The organism is Halalkalibacter flavus (assembly GCF_036663575.1).
GTDB lineage: Bacteria > Bacillota > Bacilli > Bacillales > Bacillaceae_D > Halalkalibacter > Halalkalibacter flavus.
Window position 1 is genome coordinate 73,294 of record NZ_JAWRVK010000009.1, and the last position, 16,104, is coordinate 89,397.

The 16,104-nt window shown below is 38.2% G+C and carries 16 protein-coding genes, 1 pseudogene and 1 riboswitch; of the genes and pseudogenes, 11 read left to right on the forward strand and 6 right to left on the reverse strand.

Translation table 11 applies throughout. The features are described 5' to 3' along the window. Window positions 1-87: 87 nt before the first annotated feature. From SAY88_RS08180 to SAY88_RS08215, 8 genes and pseudogenes are all read left to right on the forward strand, one after another. The gene (locus SAY88_RS08180; RefSeq protein WP_332630852.1) at window positions 88-843 is read left to right on the forward strand and encodes a DeoR/GlpR family DNA-binding transcription regulator; all 756 of its coding nucleotides are present in this window, start codon (window positions 88-90) and stop codon (window positions 841-843) included. Then, window positions 840-1,754: a 1-phosphofructokinase gene (gene pfkB / locus SAY88_RS08185; protein WP_332630854.1), complete on the forward strand. Its 915-nt coding sequence runs from the start codon at window positions 840-842 to the stop codon at window positions 1,752-1,754. The genes SAY88_RS08180 and pfkB overlap by 4 nt, the downstream gene beginning before the upstream one ends. A gap of 15 nt (window positions 1,755-1,769) precedes the next feature. Continuing rightward, complete coding sequence (locus tag SAY88_RS08190; RefSeq protein ID WP_332630855.1) at window positions 1,770-3,626, forward strand: PTS fructose transporter subunit IIABC; 1,857 nt, start codon at window positions 1,770-1,772, stop codon at window positions 3,624-3,626. 123 nt (window positions 3,627-3,749) lie between these two features. Continuing rightward, window positions 3,750-3,917: a hypothetical protein gene (locus tag SAY88_RS08195; RefSeq protein WP_332630857.1), complete on the forward strand. Its 168-nt coding sequence runs from the start codon at window positions 3,750-3,752 to the stop codon at window positions 3,915-3,917. Window positions 3,918-3,951: 34 nt separating this feature from the next. Continuing rightward, window positions 3,952-5,243: pseudogene (locus SAY88_RS08200) on the forward strand (amidase family protein). A 35-nt stretch (window positions 5,244-5,278) separates the two neighbouring features. After that, window positions 5,279-5,378: riboswitch (TPP riboswitch) on the forward strand. Window positions 5,379-5,451: 73 nt separating this feature from the next. Continuing rightward, entirely contained in the window at window positions 5,452-6,021 is a 570-nt protein-coding gene (gene thiT, locus SAY88_RS08205; RefSeq protein ID WP_332630860.1) for an energy-coupled thiamine transporter ThiT, read from the forward strand. Window positions 6,022-6,183: 162 nt separating this feature from the next. Further along, window positions 6,184-7,143, forward strand: coding sequence for a calcium/sodium antiporter (locus SAY88_RS08210; protein WP_332630862.1), 960 nt, complete (start codon window positions 6,184-6,186; stop codon window positions 7,141-7,143). Between the two features lie 486 nt (window positions 7,144-7,629). Continuing rightward, window positions 7,630-8,433 (forward strand): carbon-nitrogen family hydrolase, encoded by an 804-nt coding sequence (locus SAY88_RS08215; protein ID WP_332630864.1) that lies wholly within the window; start codon window positions 7,630-7,632, stop codon window positions 8,431-8,433. Between the two features lie 149 nt (window positions 8,434-8,582). Here the strand turns inward: SAY88_RS08215 and mreBH are convergent, their stop codons facing one another. From mreBH to glcT, 4 genes are all read right to left on the reverse strand, one after another. Further along, complete coding sequence (gene mreBH, locus SAY88_RS08220) at window positions 8,583-9,593, reverse strand: rod-share determining protein MreBH (protein WP_332630999.1); 1,011 nt, start codon at window positions 9,591-9,593, stop codon at window positions 8,583-8,585. 310 nt (window positions 9,594-9,903) lie between these two features. Then, window positions 9,904-10,011: a DUF2639 domain-containing protein gene (locus tag SAY88_RS08225; protein WP_332631000.1), complete on the reverse strand. Its 108-nt coding sequence runs from the start codon at window positions 10,009-10,011 to the stop codon at window positions 9,904-9,906. Window positions 10,012-10,113: 102 nt separating this feature from the next. Next, on the reverse strand, window positions 10,114-12,147 hold the full coding sequence (ptsG, locus tag SAY88_RS08230; protein ID WP_332630866.1) for a glucose-specific PTS transporter subunit IIBC: 2,034 nt from the start codon (window positions 12,145-12,147) through the stop codon (window positions 10,114-10,116). Between the two features lie 181 nt (window positions 12,148-12,328). Further along, complete coding sequence (gene glcT, locus SAY88_RS08235) at window positions 12,329-13,159, reverse strand: glucose PTS transporter transcription antiterminator GlcT (RefSeq protein ID WP_332630867.1); 831 nt, start codon at window positions 13,157-13,159, stop codon at window positions 12,329-12,331. A gap of 208 nt (window positions 13,160-13,367) precedes the next feature. On the opposite strand from glcT, the gene SAY88_RS08240 reads away from it, so the two are divergent. From SAY88_RS08240 to SAY88_RS08250, 3 genes are all read left to right on the forward strand, one after another. Then, window positions 13,368-14,132 (forward strand): YkgJ family cysteine cluster protein, encoded by a 765-nt coding sequence (locus SAY88_RS08240; protein ID WP_332630868.1) that lies wholly within the window; start codon window positions 13,368-13,370, stop codon window positions 14,130-14,132. A 200-nt stretch (window positions 14,133-14,332) separates the two neighbouring features. After that, window positions 14,333-14,668, forward strand: a complete 336-nt coding sequence (locus SAY88_RS08245; RefSeq protein WP_332630869.1) for a hypothetical protein — start codon at window positions 14,333-14,335, stop codon at window positions 14,666-14,668. Window positions 14,669-14,725: 57 nt separating this feature from the next. Then, window positions 14,726-15,586 carry a polysaccharide deacetylase family protein gene (locus SAY88_RS08250; protein ID WP_332630870.1) on the forward strand — a complete coding sequence of 287 codons (861 nt, stop codon included), beginning with the start codon at window positions 14,726-14,728 and terminating at the stop codon, window positions 15,584-15,586. Between the two features lie 56 nt (window positions 15,587-15,642). Here the strand turns inward: SAY88_RS08250 and SAY88_RS08255 are convergent, their stop codons facing one another. Together SAY88_RS08255 and SAY88_RS08260 are read right to left on the reverse strand one after the other, a co-directional pair. Then, complete coding sequence (locus SAY88_RS08255; RefSeq protein ID WP_332630871.1) at window positions 15,643-15,894, reverse strand: hypothetical protein; 252 nt, start codon at window positions 15,892-15,894, stop codon at window positions 15,643-15,645. Window positions 15,895-15,964: 70 nt separating this feature from the next. After that, on the reverse strand, window positions 15,965-16,099 hold the full coding sequence (locus tag SAY88_RS08260) for a hypothetical protein (RefSeq protein ID WP_275980291.1): 135 nt from the start codon (window positions 16,097-16,099) through the stop codon (window positions 15,965-15,967). Window positions 16,100-16,104: the final 5 nt, after the last annotated feature.

A 16,104-nucleotide genomic window follows, 5' to 3' on the forward strand; every position in this document is an offset into this window, starting at 1 on the left:
TTTTTTGTGTAATAATGATCGAAAGTGATTGAATGTGATCGCTTTTGGGTGTATACTATGTTTGTAGGTAAGGTGAGGTGATGGGTTTTGCTCACAATTGAACGACATGAAATAATCCTTTCTTTATTAAAAGAAAGAGTTACAGTAAAAATGCAAGAATTAGTTGATGAGACGAATGCATCAGAATCAACAATTAGAAGGGATTTAACCGACCTTGAAAAAGCAAATAAATTAAAGCGTATTCACGGCGGGGCGACACTTCTTCAAAAGAAATTAGAAGAACCGACAGTTGCAGAGAAAACGATCAAAAACAGTCAAGAGAAGAAAAAGATTGCCGAAAAGGCTGCTTCTTTAGTCGACGAAGGAGACTGCATCTTCCTTGATGCTGGTACAAGTACAGTTGAAATGATTCCTTTTTTAGAAGGAAAGGAAGTTGTCGTTGTTACTAATGGATTGTCAAATATACCATTGTTAATTGATCTAAACATAGAAACACATGTTGTTGGTGGTTATGTGAAGTCAGGGACAAGGGCCTTTATTGGTAGAAGTGCAATTCGAACCTTGGAGTCATTTAGATTTGATAAAGCTTTTATTGGGGTAAACGGAGTAGCCATTCCAGATGGTTATACAACGCCTGACCCTGAAGAAGCGTTCATTAAAGAGAGTGCAATAAAACGATCACGTCAAAGTTTTATTCTGGCAGATCATTCAAAATTTGGTGAAATTTCATTTAGTAAATTTAGTAACGTTGAAGAGGCGATAGTAGTTACTAGTACAAAAGTCGATGAAGAATATTTACGAAACTTACGAAAAATGACAACGTTAAAGGTGGTTAGCCTATGATTTATACCGTTACTTTAAATCCTGCTCTTGATTATTTTGTTGAACTTGAACAAGTTAATCTTGGTGCAGTGAACCGTTCTAATTATGACTATAAAGCCCCGGGGGGAAAAGGGATTAATGTTTCAAGAGTATTAAAAAGACTTGGACATCAAAGTGAAGCACTTGGATTTATAGGTGGATTTACAGGTGCATATATAAAAGATGTCGTTGAAAAGGAAGACATACAGACAAACTTTATTCAAGTTACTGGTGATACAAGGATTAACATAAAGATCAAAAGTGAACAGGAATCAGAAATTAACGGTGTATCACCTGAAATTACTAGTGAACATCTTGAGCAATTGCAAACACAATTGTCGGTTTTAAATGAAGGCGATGCGCTCGTTCTAGCAGGAAGTGTACCGGCGATGATTCCTAGTGAAATTTACGAAGTGTTATGTAGAAGTGCAATTGAGAGAAACGCTGAGGTTTTTATTGATTCAAGCGGTGAAGCCATGACAAAAGTACTTGAAGCTCAGCCAACGTTTATTAAACCGAATCACCATGAGCTAGGAGAGTTGTTTTCGGTAACACTACATGAACCACAAGAAGCCATTCCTTATGTCCGAGAACTTCTTGGAAAAGGAATCGAATATGTTTTGGTTTCGTTTGCAGGCGATGGAGCAGTGTTAGGAACAAAGGATCAAATCCTTTTCGCTAATACTCCTAAAGGGGAAGTGAAGAACTCTGTTGGAGCGGGGGATTCCGTTGTTGCTGGTTTCTTAGCGGCTAAAACAGAAAATATGTCACTAGAAGATTCATTTAAATTTGCAGTTGCAACAGGGAGTGCGACCGCTTTTTCTAAAGGATTTGCAGAAAGGGAAAAAGTAGAGGCATTAATGATGGAAATTAATATCAAAGAATTAGAATAGAAAGGGATGAATAGGATGAGAATTTCAGATTTATTAAAAAGAGATACAATCGTTCTCAATATGAAAGCTAGCGACAAAGCATCAGCGATAGATGAATTAGTCAAAAAGCTAGATGACGCTGGCAGATTAAATAGTGCATCTGAGTATAAAAAAGCAATACTTGCAAGGGAGGAGCAAAGTACAACGGGTCTTGGCGATGGAATCGCAATCCCTCATGCAAAAAGTGAAGCTGTTAAAACTCCGTCGATTGCTTTTGGTCGCTCAGATAGCGGATTAGATTATGAAGCGCTTGATGGCCAGCCTACTCACTTATTCTTTATGATTGCTGCTTCAGCTGGAGCAAATGAAGAGCATTTAGCAACATTATCACGGTTGTCTACGTTTTTAATGGATGAGGCTTTCCGTACGGCTTTATTAGAAGCAAACACAGAGGCTGACGTTGTCGCTGCTATTGATAAAAAAGAACAAGAGCAATTGGAGAAAGAAGAAGAAGAAAAAACGCCAGCAAAAGATGGGTATGATCTGTTAGCTGTTACAGGTTGTCCAACAGGAATTGCTCATACTTTTATGGCGGCGGATGCTCTAAAAGATGAAGCGAAAAAACAAGGATTAACTATTAAAGTTGAAACAAATGGTTCTGGTGGAGTGAAAGATCAACTAACGCCAGAGGAAATTGAAAATGCTCAAGCAATTATCGTTGCAGCGAGTACAAAAGTGGAAATGGATCGCTTCGCTGGTAAAAAGGTTATTGAAGTGCCAGTAACAGATGGAATCCGTCGTACAAAAGAACTTGTTGATCAAGCTAAATCTGGGAATGTTCCAGTTTATACAGGGTCTGGCGGTTCTGGTGGAAATGATGGAAATCAAGAAAAAGGAAAATCTGGCGGTGGATTTTATAAACACCTTATGAATGGTGTTTCGAATATGCTCCCATTTGTTGTCGGTGGAGGTATTTTAATCGCGCTTTCCTTCTTAATTGATATTGACTTAAATAATGAGTTTGCCCAAATGTTAATGGACATTGGTGGAGGCACAGCCTTTGCACTAATGATTCCGGTTCTTGCTGCCTTTATTGCGATGAGTATTGCTGATCGTCCAGGTTTTGCTGCTGGTATGGTTGGTGGTTTAATTGCTGTAAATGGAGATGCAGGTTTCTTAGGTGGATTAATTGCAGGTTTCTTAGGTGGTTACATTGCCCTTCTTGTAAAGAAGCTATTAGCTGGTTTACCACAACAACTGAGCGGGATTACGACGATTTTGTTCTATCCTGTATTCAATATTTTCTTAACGGGTATGATCATGTTACTTCTTGTTACACCACTAAGTGCGATTAACCGCGGACTTGAAGGCTGGTTAGGTGGTATGGGTACTACAAATATGGTACTCCTAGGAATCATTCTTGGCGGTATGATGGCAATCGATATGGGTGGTCCAATTAACAAAGCTGCCTTTACTTTTGGTATCGCGATGATTGATGCGGGCAACTTTGGTCCTCATGCGGCTGTAATGGCTGGTGGTATGGTTCCACCACTTGGAATTGCATTAGCAACAACATTCTTTAAACGTAAGTTTACGAAGCAAGAGCAAGAAGCAGGTAAGACAAATTATATTTTAGGTGCGTCCTTTATTACGGAAGGTGCCATTCCTTTTGCTGCAGCTGATCCGGGTCGAGTTATTCCGGCTTGTGTGGCTGGGGCAGCAGTAGCAGGTGGGCTTACAGCATTATTTGGAATTGGCTTGCCAGCTCCACATGGTGGGATTTTTGTTATCGGGCTTGTGTCTGGTGGTTGGTTTATGTATTTATTCGCTATTGTTGTTGGTGCTATTGTGACAGCATTAGTTTTAGGAGTTTGGAAGAAGAAGACCGTATAAACAGGAAGATAATAGGCAGTCTCAAATGGTCAAAATGACCTTTGAGACTGCCTGTTTTTCTTTGTACTCCTCATGCTTCTTACTAGTTTACTCACAAAACACTCAGTATAATGGAATAATATCATGTCAATGAAAGTAGGTCTTGAGATGATCAACCCAAAACTAAAAGAGATTGAAAAGAGTTGGTTATTAGATGCAACCATTGAAGAAATACAAAAAAAAATGGAGAGTAAAGAGGTTTCGGCAAAAGAACTAGTTTTCATTTTATTTAAATCGAATTTCTCGCATTGATTGTTCCGGTCCTACTTTAAATTCAGTTATTGAAGTGAATCCAGATGCTCTTCATATAGCAGACGTATTAGATCTAGAACGTGCAAATGGAAAGACGAGAGGACCACTTCATGGAATTCCTGTGTTGTTAAAAGATAATATAGATTCAAAAGACAAGCTTCATACGAGTGCTGGTTCATTGGCACTAGCGGAGCACTATGCAAATGAAGATGCATTCTTAGTGAAAAAGCTCCGTGAAGCAGGAGCTATTATTTTAGGGAAAACGAACATGTCGGAATGGGCATATTTTATGTCAACTGAAAATATGCCAAGTGGTTATAGCTCACGAGGAGGGCAAGTGTTAAACCCGTATGGGCCCGGAAAGTTTGATATTGGTGGTTCAAGCTCAGGTTCTGGTGCTGCTATTGCAGCAAATCTGGCAACTGTTGCAATTGGTACGGAGACATCAGGATCCATCTTAAGTCCATCGAGTCAAAATAGTCTTGTTGGCATTAAACCAACGGTGGGCCTTATTAGTAGACATGGGATAATTCCTATTTCTCATACTCAAGATACAGCAGGTCCAATGGCTCGTCAAAGGATGCTGTTTATGTTTTAGTAGCGATGATGGGAGAAGATGAGAAGGATGTTGTAACAAAAAGGAGCTCACTTTCTGCCGACTCTTTATTAAATGCTCTTCGTTCGCCTACACTTATAGGAAAAAGGATTGGTGTGGCGAGAGATCCCTTTTTTAATCAATTGAGTGACGAAAAAAAAGCGATCCTTAATCAAGCTATAGGAACGTTGAAAAGTGGGGGAGCAGAAGTGGTTGATGAAATCGTTATCCCATCAGCACAAGAGAATTGGACGATAGACGTGTTGGTGCATGAATTTAAGGCTAACTTAAATGCTTATTTACAAGAAGTTAGCTCGCAACTACCAGTACATAATCTTACTGACGTCATTCGTTTTAACCAAGAAGATGCAGAGAGGAGGCTGAAATACGGCCAGTCTTTGCTTACAAAATCAGATAGGACTAGCGGAACATTAACTGAGGTTGACTATTTAGATGCGCTTTTATTTGATCAATATCATTCCACTGAAATTGGTATTGACGCGGCGCTGCTCAAGGATGATCTTGACATCATTGTTTTTCCAAATAATCTTGGAGCAGTGATTCCAGCTAAGGCAGGTTATCCATCTATTACAGTTCCGGCAGGTTATACAGAAGAAGGAGAACCGGTTGGGATTACGTTCACAGGAAAAGCATTTACAGAAAATAAGTTAATTGAAGTTGCAGCTGCGTTTGAAAAGTTGGGAAATATAAGAAGAAATCCAACCTTTTAGTAGAATATGATATAATATAATGGACAGTTTCAAGCAATATCCACTAGGGGTGTCAAGTGACTGAGAGAGGGTAACCCTCAACTCTTAGAACCTGATCTAGTTTAAACTAGCGTAGGGAAGTGGCTGTTAATAATTTGTGCTTATTTGTGCTCATTTTATTTTGACACTTTTCCTCCTCTTGTGGATAAAAACAAAAGGAGGTTTTTTCATGTTTCGAGATCGTTTATTAACAATGATTGAAGTGGCAGTGATGACAGGTTTAGCGATTGTCTTAAGTAATGTAAAGTTTGGGGCTCTTTGGGCAATGGGTGGTTCGATTTCGCTGATTATGGTTCCTATTTTTATTATTGCCTTTCGACGAGGTTGGAAAATGGGTGTAGTAACAGGGTTATTAGTCGGATTATTAAATCTGCTGCTTGGGGGATATGTTGTACACCCGGTACAGTTAATTCTAGATTATCCATTAGCGTATCTTGTAGTGGGATTCGCGAGCATTTTTATGTTGAAAAAAGACTTGGTTCCTAGCACGACGCATATTGTTACAGGGCTTTTATTTGCTACGACACTACGCTTTTTTAGTCACTTTACATCAGGTGTAGTATGGTTTGGAGAATATGCTCCAGATGGAATGAATGCTAGCCTATATTCTTTTTATTATAATATCTCTTATTTAATACCTGAGATGTTGCTGACGCTTGTTGTATTAATTTTACTTTCAAAAAAGTATCCTCAGTTCTTCTTGGCAAAACGCCAGAGAAAAGTTTCAGATGCAGCATAATAGGATTAGGTAAAAATGACTCTATGTGACGAGTACACTGAAAAGCTGAGAGTTTCAGTGCACTCCATGTGAGTCGTTTTTTTTTTGTTGGCGGAAAAAGGTTAAAATCCCTTCAATTTGTGTAAAGTAAAAAAGATTACAAAATGGACGGGTGATAATAAGATGGTATATCTTTTACTCTTAATAGGTTTTGGGTTATTAATTAAAGGGGCGGATTACTTTATTGATGGTTCGTCTAATATTGCTGCATTGTTTCGTGTTCCACCTCTTATTGTAGGGTTAACAATTGTAGCTTTTGGTACAGGGGCCCCTGAAGCAACAGTTAGTATCATTGCTGCTTTAGAAGGGAATGCGGATGTCACAATCGGTAACATTGTTGGTAGTAATTTATTAAATATGTCTTTAGTTGTTGGGGTGACGGCAGCTATTTTCCCTTTAGCTGTCGAAAGGCCAACAATAAAAAAAGAAATTCCATTTGCCTTTCTAGCTACGGTTGCATTACTCGTAGTTATGAGTGATAGGACTCTCCAATTTACAAATGAAAATTTTATTACTCGAAGTGATGGAATTATCTTCTTGTTATTTTTTGCTATATTTTTGTATTATGTAATTGAAGCTGCTAGGAATAGCCGTGAAGATGAAATTGGTGAAGGCAAAAACATTGACCAAACTGGAGGATGGGGTAAGAGCATTCTTATTACTATTGGAGGGTTGGCGGCTATTGTATTAGGCGGATATTTGGTTGTAGAAAGTAGTACGGATATTGCTTTACGCTTTGGGATGAGTGAGACGTTAGTAGGACTAACAATAGTTGCTATAGGATCTTCTTTACCTGAGCTAATTACATCAATCACTGCTGCAATGAAACAACAAAGTGAGATAGCCTTAGGGAATATTGTTGGAAGCTCCATCTTTAATGTGTTATTTGTCCTTGGGGTTGCATCTATAATCTCTCCTTTACCGGTGAATGATAAATTATTTTTTGATATTTTTGTGCTACTTGTGCTAACGATTATCTTGTTTATCTTCTCTCGTACACACTATAAAGTGAAAAAATACGAGGGGATGGCTTTAACGATATTTTATATAATATATTTAATATATATTATTATGAGAAATTAAATAGATAAACAACAAAACCATTGGTAAGGTTTTGTTGTTTTTTTAGAAGGATGTTTTCGCATACATTGTTGTTTTTGGGGATACGTGTTCTCCTCATGTTCGTTACATTGCGCTCCAGCCACTCGCACCCGCAAGGAGGTGTCGAGCCTCCTTGCGGGTGTGTACTGCCCCTACCTCTTCATGAGGGCACTGAAAAAGTCCTTTTTAGCGGATTCGAGGAAGCAACGGTTCCGCTCATTGCTTAAAGGTCACTGAAAAAGGTCAAAACCGTACCTTTTTCAGTGGCCTCCCTCTTCATCCCGCAGGAGTCGAGTGACTTCCACTGTATTTCACTACGAGAAAAACGTTTCTTCACAGCATCAATCGTTACGAAAACAGCCTTTAGAATGAAAACCTCGATAAGGAATAACCATTCTTATTTCGGTTTCTCTTTTAACCAATGATATAATGGAAAGATACATACAACGTAATGGGAGGAGAAGTAATATGAAAATAGCTTCATATCAAATGGATATTGTCCCTGGCAATCCTGCTAAAAACCGGGAAAAGATAAAAATGTGGGCAGAGCAGATTTGTAAGGAACAACAGCCTGATATCCTTGTCCTACCTGAAATGTGGACGACAGCTTATACGCTACCTACATTGGAAGTGACAATTAAACCAGATAAGGATGTAACAGAGTTATTCCTAGAGGAACTAGCTAGGAAGTTAAATGTAAATATTGTTGCTGGCTCTATTGCGGTGGAGGAGGATGGCGGTATTTACAATAGGTCGTATATACTCAATCGAAACGGCGAAATTATTTATACATATGATAAGATCCATCTTGTTCCGATGTTAGATGAACATCTTTACTTAAAAGGAGGGAGAAGTTCAGTACAAGTATTTGAGCTAGACGGACGTAAGATGGGGATTATTATTTGTTATGACTTACGTTTTCCTGAGCTCGTCCGTTCACTAGCGCTACAAGGGGCGGAAGTGGTATTTGTCGTTGCGGAGTGGCCTATGGCAAGAGCTAATCATTGGGAAGTTCTCCAACAAGCAAGAGCGATTGAAAATCAGTTGTTTGTTGTAAGTTGTAATCGAGTGGGTACATATGATGAGGTTGAATTCGCAGGAAGTTCAATGGTTATTAATCCTTGGGGGGATATTGTTCACAAAGCTTCGTCAACGAGTGAAGAGACAATAAGTATTAGTTTGAAACTGGACGAAGTTAGTCGTATTCGCAAAGATGTACCTGTATTTTCGAGCAGAGTTCCTAAGCTATACGTGACGCGAAATAACGCTTGATTGAGTATGAAAAACAAGAAGGAATGGGAATCAAAGTAGTGGAATAATTCCCGTAAACATGAAAAATAAGAGGAGAAGGGATTAAAGTGCCCTGCTCCTCTCTCTTTAGAGAAAAATCTACATTGCTGATGCTTCAGTGCCCTCTTTGGTTACACTGAAATCTTTTGTAGTTTATCAATAAATTTTAGCGAACGGCCTGTCCCAATTGCTACCGATTCAAGTGGATTCGGGGCTACATGAACGGGAACAGAAATCTCAGTAGCGAGCCATTCTTGTAAACCATTTAATAGGGCACCGCCACCTGTGAGCATAACCCCTTGATCAACTATATCTCCACTCAATTCAGGAGGACAATCCTCGAGAGTTGCTTTTACCGATTCAAGCAATTGTAGGAGCAACTCATTAAGGGCTTGCTGAATTTCCGTAGAGTTTAAAGTGACTGTTTTAGGTAAACCGTGTACGAGATCGCGTCCGCGTACTTCCATTGTCATTTCTTCATGAGCAATAGGAGCATAGCCAATTTCCATCTTAATTTGCTCAGCTGTTCGCTCACCAATTAAGATATTATATTTCTTACGTACATGCTGGATAATCGCTTCATCAAATTTATCTCCGCCAATTCGTGCTGAGTGACATGTAACAACACCACCAAATGAAATAATAGCTACTTCTGTCGTTCCTCCTCCAATATCAACAGCAACGTTTGCAATAGGCTCATCAACTGGAAGGCCAGAACCGATTGCGGCAGCTAGTGGCTCCTCAATAAGATGGACATTTTTTGCTCCAAAGCTTCGAACTGCATCTAGGATGGCACGACGTTCAACCGAAGTCGATCCAGATGGCGCACAAACGACTACATTCGGTTTACGAAGAGTAAGTCCTCCTAGCTCTTTGCTCGTTTTCTTCATGATTGCTTTTAGCATGCTTGCTGTCATATCAAAATCGGCAATAACACCATCCTTCAACGGTCTAATGGCGACAATATTTGCAGGTGTTTTACCTACCATATTTTTTGCTTCTGTTCCAACAGCTAGAACTTCATTTGTATCAAGGTTAAGGGCAACGACTGATGGTTCATTTAAGATAATGCCTTTATCTTTGCTGTATACAAGGATGTTAGCAGTACCTAAGTCAATTCCTATTTCAATATTTGAAAACATCATTTCACCAACTTTTATCAGATCTTTTCTAGTAAGTCTTGATTTTATCAGGTATGAGGAATCGAGAATAGTGTCGAATCGCTCATCTTCTATGTAATAATGTGAGAGTTTACGGAAGTAGTGAGGGATTTAACGCAAAAATCAGGAAACGATTTCCACTTATTTGTTTAATGAGTCTTTATTCCTAGACCTAAAGAAAGAGGGGGTGTCTGACCTAGATGATTTTTATATAGATAAAAGAGGATATCATTTTGTTTGTCAGACACGTAATGTAACTGTTACTTAGACTGTGATTCATGTAAAAGGGTTGCTAATACATGTGCCTTGTATCGTTCAATTTCCTACCTTCTATATAGCGTATTCCCTTTTCTTTTAATTTCTTCACATACCAACCTTTACTTCCGATATACATATACATCCATCCTTTCAAAAAAGTCAAAACAAAAACGAGCAAGCTTGTGGCTTCCTCGTTTTTGTTGTTTATTTCATCCTATGCATCGAACTTGTATGACATTCCAATTTACTTTTGCTTAATGGAAACAACATCTTTTTCGTTCAAGGATACTTGTTCTTTTTTATTGATTTCCACATATTCACCTTCAGCTAAGTTTGTGAAGACAATAGGTGTAATTGTAGATGTTGCATTTTCTTTAATGAAATCAAGATCAAAGCGAAGGAGTTCTTGTCCTTGCTCGATAGTATCATCTTGCTTAATTAGCGCTTCGAAACCCTCACCTTTAAGATTCACTGTATCAAGACCAACATGGATTAAAATCTCTTTTCCTTCATCAGACAAAATACCGATAGCATGCTTTGTAGGGAAGAGGTTGACGATTTTCCCATTTACTGGTGATTTAACAACACCTTCTGTTGGTTCAATTGCAAACCCGTCACCCATCATTTTACCAGAGAAAACTTGGTCCGGAACTTCTGTAATTGGTAGTACTTTACCTGCTAATGGTGATACAAATGATACGTCACCAGCTACAGCTTCAGTTGCTGGTGCTGTTTCTTCAACTGGAGCAGGTGTGCGACCGCTAATAATATCTTGCATTTGTGATTTAATTTGGTCAGAGCGTGGACCAAAGATTGCTTGAATGTTGTTCCCCATCGTCATAACACCCGAAGCACCTAGCTTCTTCAACGTGTCTTTTTCGACTTTGTCAACATCGTTTACGCTAACGCGAAGGCGAGTAATACAAGCATCTAAATTTGTTAAGTTTTCTTTCCCACCTAAAGCTTTTAGCACATTATATGGTAGTTCAGACGTATTTCTTCCAGTTGAAGGTGAATCATCTTCATCCATTTCTTCACGACCCGGAGTCATTAAATTAAACTTCTTAATCGCAAAGCGGAAGCCGAAGTAGTAAATCACAGCGAATACTAGACCGACTGGAATAACAAGCCACCAATCAGTTCGATTCGGAAGAACTCCAAAGAGTAAGAAGTCAATAACCCCACCTGAGAAAGTCATACCGATTTTAACATCGAGCATTTGCATAATCATGAAAGAAAAACCGGCAAATACGGCATGTATCGCGAATAAAACTGGAGCAACAAATAAGAAACTGAATTCAATTGGCTCTGTGATACCAGTTAAAAATGAAGTTAAAGCAGCAGAGCCCATAATACCTGCAACAAGTTTCTTTTGTTCTGGGCGAGCACAATGATAAATAGCTAATGCAGCAGCAGGTAGCCCAAACATCATAAATGGGAACTTACCAGTCATAAATGTACCAGCTGTTAATTCCGCACCATCACGAAGTTGTGCGAAGAAAATACGTTGGTCACCTCGTACAATATCTCCAGCTGCGTTCGTGTACTGTCCAAACTCAAACCAGAATGGAGAGTAAAAGATGTGGTGCAAACCAAATGGAATTAACGCACGTTCGATAACCCCGAAAATAAAGGCTGATACCGTTTGATTCGTTTCTACCATTAGGTAAGATAAATTATTTAATCCCACTTGAATAGTCGGCCATACAAAGTATAGAGCAATACCGACCAACAAACCAAAGAACGCTGTTGCGATAGGTACAAAACGTTTTCCAGCAAAGAAACCTAAATAAGATGGTAGTTCAATATTGAAATATTTTTTATACGTATAGGCGGCAAGCAAACCAGCTATGATCCCACCAAACACCCCAGTTTGTAGCGTTGGAATCCCTAAAACATTAGAAATACCAGGATCATCAGCAATCATTTCTGGTGACCACTCACCATAACCTCCAATTACACTCATCGTAACGTTAATGATTAAGTAACCGATTAAAGCAGCTAGACCGGCTACACCATCTCCATTCGAGAGCCCGATGGCAACCCCAACTGCAAACAAAAGAGCGAGGTTAGCAAAAACAATGTCACCTGCATTTTCCATTACACTAGCAAGCATGACTACCCAGCCCGTTTCAAGAGCAGGAATTCGTGCTATTAAATCTGGATTTTGCAGAGCATTACCAAAAGCAAGCAAAATACCTGCTGCTGGTAATAAAGCAACTGGTAACATGAGAGCTTTACCGACACGTTGTAAAACGCCAAATGAATTTTTAAACATAATGATTCCTCCTTGTTTAGTTAGTTTGAAATAGTATTTTGAAATTTATGCAACAAAAAAGACATGAGTGGCAAAGGGATTACACGCGTATCGTTTAGATACTCGTGTAATCGCTTCCCTTCCACTCATGCCTGCATAACCAGTAACACGTAAAAAGAAATATGATAGCATTTATTAATTATTATTGCTTAGAAAGTCTTTGAAGGTGTAATGTTAAATAAACAGCTTCTGCTTCTGGAATCGTTTTCTTCAAAGTCTGTTGCATTATTTTCATCAATTTCCATGACAAATTGTAGCACAGAGGATATTCAGCTTGCAACACATTTTTTAATGAATCTTGATTATCAAAATATTGTCCTTTATTTATCCGCTCAATCGCATGGTGAAGATGCCTGACAAGTCTTAAGTAATTTACATCTTTGCGATCGATTTTTAATTTTAACGCTTCTTCAGTTACGGAGACTAATTCACTTATTAATTGAGTGTGACGATTTACTTCTTTTAGAGAACGTCTTGTTAGTGCACTATGAATATGCAAGGCAACGAATCCTATTTCTCCAGGAGGGATATCAAGGTCTAATTGATTGCTCAAATAATCCACCAGTTCAGTGGCTACGGAGAATTCTTTTGGGTAAGCTAGTTCGGTTTCCGGGAGAAAAGGGTTCTTTACATCTAAGCCTTGTTTAACCCTTTTGATTGCGTAAAAAAGGTGGTCCGTTAATGCAATGTGAATGTGTTCATGTAAGTTAACAGAAAACCTTTCTTCGACAATTTCAATAATATCATTCATTAGTCCAATGAAGTTTTCATCAACATAATCAAGCAGTTGCTTATATTGCTCTTGTTCTTTTTCTTCTTTTAAAACAAAGAATTTTTCTGCTTGTGCATCAGCAACATGGTCACCTGTCTTTTTTCCGAAGCCGAGCCCTTTTCCAATAAGAATAACTTCTGCATAGTTAGGGTGTTCTGCAACTAAAACATTGTTATTTAGGACTTTCTTGACGGTTAACATTAATTTTCCTCCTTTCATCAAAACAAGAATTTTGTCGAACTGTGTACTCTTTTCCACATCAATCATACCGAGAAAAAAAAAGAACGTCAATGGAAATGATCCCTAACATTATGAATTTTTCTTTTTTAGGTTTTTCACATAAAACGATCGATTTTTCTCTAAGTATGGACTAGTATTAAATGTGATTAACGTAAGGAGCTGTTTAACCGTGAAGCGTCAATTAACATATGAAGATATGAAGAATATAGTTGGGCAGATTAACCAAAGAAATTACGATTATGACGAACCTTTCTTGAATGTTGTAGATGAAATATTGGATAACAGCGAAGGGAAACATGTTCAAACAGTATTAAATGAATCGTTTGAAAAATTATTATCTCAAGTTAATACGGAAATAGAGCAAGTTGAGAAAGAAATGGAATTGAGTTCTTTATGTCGGGTTGGATGTGCTCATTGTTGTTATTTTCCGATTATAGTTACTCGTTTAGAAGTGAAGTTAATGCTATTTTATATAAATCAGTTGCCAAAAGACAGGAAACAGGTGATAAAAAATCAAGTAGAAGAATATTTGCACCAACACGAAGCTACTCTGTCTGATATGAAGAAACTTGATTTTGAAAAGGATCAAAATTTCAAGAGGAAATATAAAGAGTTCCATCTGCCTTGTATATTCTTGAATCGGGAAACGAATAAATGTATGGCGTATGAAGTGCGCCCTATTCCTTGTCGAACATATGTCAATTATGTAGATGCAGATGTTTGTGCAAACGAACTTTTACCGAAAGAACCAATAAGTTATGAATTTTTGCATCGATTTTATGTTGAAGGAATGGATGAGGTTATTCAAGAAATTCTTGAAGTGGTAGAAGATAAGGAGATAGGATTTTCTTATCCTGATGATGCGGCTGACGTTAACTACTTACCGTTACTGCTTCAAGAAGAACTACAAACAACAAATGTAGACTGGGATTAAAAATATTTTTTGTTGTTTCAATAATTTTCTAACTATTTTTCGTTTAGTAAAAACGTCACTCGTGGTATGATTAAAATATAATTATGAAATTCTATTCTTTATTTTTGGGAAAGTGCATAGGTTAGAATTAATATACCTGTTGCTGTTGTTTTATGTTATGACTGTCATTTAGATAGAAAGTAGACCGGGAGGGATATCAGGTGGAAGAGAAAGAAATTCATGCGTATTTTGAAGAACGAGTTATACAGGCTAAAACACAGTTTGAACGTACTGTCGATTGTAAGCATACCGAATTTGATGATCTGTATCCATACATGACGGAGCAACCGCAGTTTTTTTGGTACAAACGTTATGTTGCTTGGCAGGAATTACTAACGGTAGTTAAAATTGCCGAAGATATGAACGTGGAATGGAAGAGTCTTTTCTTAGATAAACAATCTTCTTTTATTGAAGGCAGAGTACTAGATGCAAAAGTTCTCGATGATTGGTATGAAGAATCTGAGAAGCCGGAAAAAGAGTCAACGAAAAATGAATAATAATCTTCCCCCTAAGAGCTAATACTTAGGGGATTTTTTTTTGAAAGGAAGTATGTGATGAAGTGGTTTCAAGTTTTACTGCTTTTAGCTGTTATAGGCTTAAAGGCGTGTGGTATTCAGAGTCCAAAAGAAGAATCGAGTGAAAAAATAGAAAAAGAAAAAAGCATTATAGAGGAAAAAGAAGTTGAAAAGGAGTTAGCGATAGAGGAGAGTATGCCAGAGATAGACTTGAGCCTATACGAAGAGCGTGAACCGCTGCACTGGGGAGAAAATGTTGAAGGTGTGAAAACTCGTATAGATACAGATGAGAAAGTAATTGCTTTGACGTTTGATGCATGTGGAGGCCCTTATGGGAATGGGTATGATGCATCATTGATTGATTTTTTAAGGGAAGAAAAAATCCCTGCTACTTTATTTATTAATGAGCGTTGGATAGTAGAGCATGAGGAATTGTTTTTAGAGCTAGCTCATGATCCGTTATTTCAAATTGAGAATCATGGAACGTCACATGTGCCTCTTTCAGTAACTGGTAATTCAGCCTGGGGAATTAAGGGGACTGAGAGCCCAAAGGAAGTAAGAGAAGAAGTATTAGGAAACCAAGAAACGATCCGTCTTTTAACAGGACAAGCTCCAACTTTGTTTCGTTCGGGTACTGCATTTTATGACGAAGTAGCCGTTGAAATTGTAAATGATTTAGGGTTGCAAGTTGTTAATTTTGATATTTTAGGTGATGCTGGAGCGACATTCTCTGCTCGTGAGGTCCACGAGGCGATGATGAAGGCTACAAATGGATCGATTGTGCTTCTTCATATGAACCAACCTGAAAGTGGGACTGCAAAGGGAGTCCAATTGGCTGTTATGGACCTGCGTGAACAAGGATATGAGTTTGTTACATTAGCTAATGCTAATTTGAAGTAATGCTAAAAAAGAAGGGTTATCCTCGGTCTGAAGTGACCATTTTGGGATAACCCTTCTTAATTTAATGTAATGTGTGAGTCCGTGTGCTGATAAATCCCGTCAAGTTTATCTCCAATATCCTCTTCGATCTCTTGATTAGTCGGAAGCGAGTCATAGCTTTCTATAATCATAAACGTTTCAAGGCATAGGAGATGGAATGGGTATTTTTCACCACGGTCTTCAATAATGGCGTATAGCTTATTTTTTTTTGTACTGATAAGGTCCCCAGGCTCGTTAACTGAACGTTTGCGGTTAATCGTCACATTCACGCTAGGTCACACCTCTTTTTTAGCACCATTATTGGATAATTTTAATGAAATTATTCATAAAAAAAGAATTTTATTTCTTTTTGTTGTTTGCACGGTTTGTCCCATTATCAATCATTTCACTTGCAACATCTTCATTCAATAAGTTTTCTTTAGGGGTCTGATTATTTGTTAACGCCTTTCCCTTTTGTCTGTTTCGCTTATCCATTTGCA

Excerpts from the sequence above, each read along its gene's own strand:
- pfkB (WP_332630854.1), top strand. The coding sequence starts at position 840 with ATGATTTATACCGTTACTTTAAATCCTGCTCTTGATTATTTTGTTGAA.
- SAY88_RS08190 (WP_332630855.1), top strand. The coding sequence starts at position 1,770 with ATGAGAATTTCAGATTTATTAAAAAGAGATACAATCGTTCTCAATATG.
- ptsG (WP_332630866.1), bottom strand. The coding sequence starts at position 12,147 with ATGTTTAAAAATTCATTTGGCGTTTTACAACGTGTCGGTAAAGCTCTC.
- SAY88_RS08250 (WP_332630870.1), top strand. The coding sequence starts at position 14,726 with ATGAAGTGGTTTCAAGTTTTACTGCTTTTAGCTGTTATAGGCTTAAAG.
- mreBH (WP_332630999.1), bottom strand. The coding sequence starts at position 9,593 with ATGTTTTCAAATATTGAAATAGGAATTGACTTAGGTACTGCTAACATC.
- SAY88_RS08210 (WP_332630862.1), top strand. The coding sequence starts at position 6,184 with ATGGTATATCTTTTACTCTTAATAGGTTTTGGGTTATTAATTAAAGGG.
- SAY88_RS08215 (WP_332630864.1), top strand. The coding sequence starts at position 7,630 with ATGAAAATAGCTTCATATCAAATGGATATTGTCCCTGGCAATCCTGCT.
- SAY88_RS08260 (WP_275980291.1), bottom strand. The coding sequence starts at position 16,099 with ATGGATAAGCGAAACAGACAAAAGGGAAAGGCGTTAACAAATAATCAG.
- SAY88_RS08225 (WP_332631000.1), bottom strand. The coding sequence starts at position 10,011 with ATGTATATGTATATCGGAAGTAAAGGTTGGTATGTGAAGAAATTAAAA.
- thiT (WP_332630860.1), top strand. The coding sequence starts at position 5,452 with ATGTTTCGAGATCGTTTATTAACAATGATTGAAGTGGCAGTGATGACA.
- SAY88_RS08195 (WP_332630857.1), top strand. The coding sequence starts at position 3,750 with ATGTCAATGAAAGTAGGTCTTGAGATGATCAACCCAAAACTAAAAGAG.
- glcT (WP_332630867.1), bottom strand. The coding sequence starts at position 13,159 with ATGTTAACCGTCAAGAAAGTCCTAAATAACAATGTTTTAGTTGCAGAA.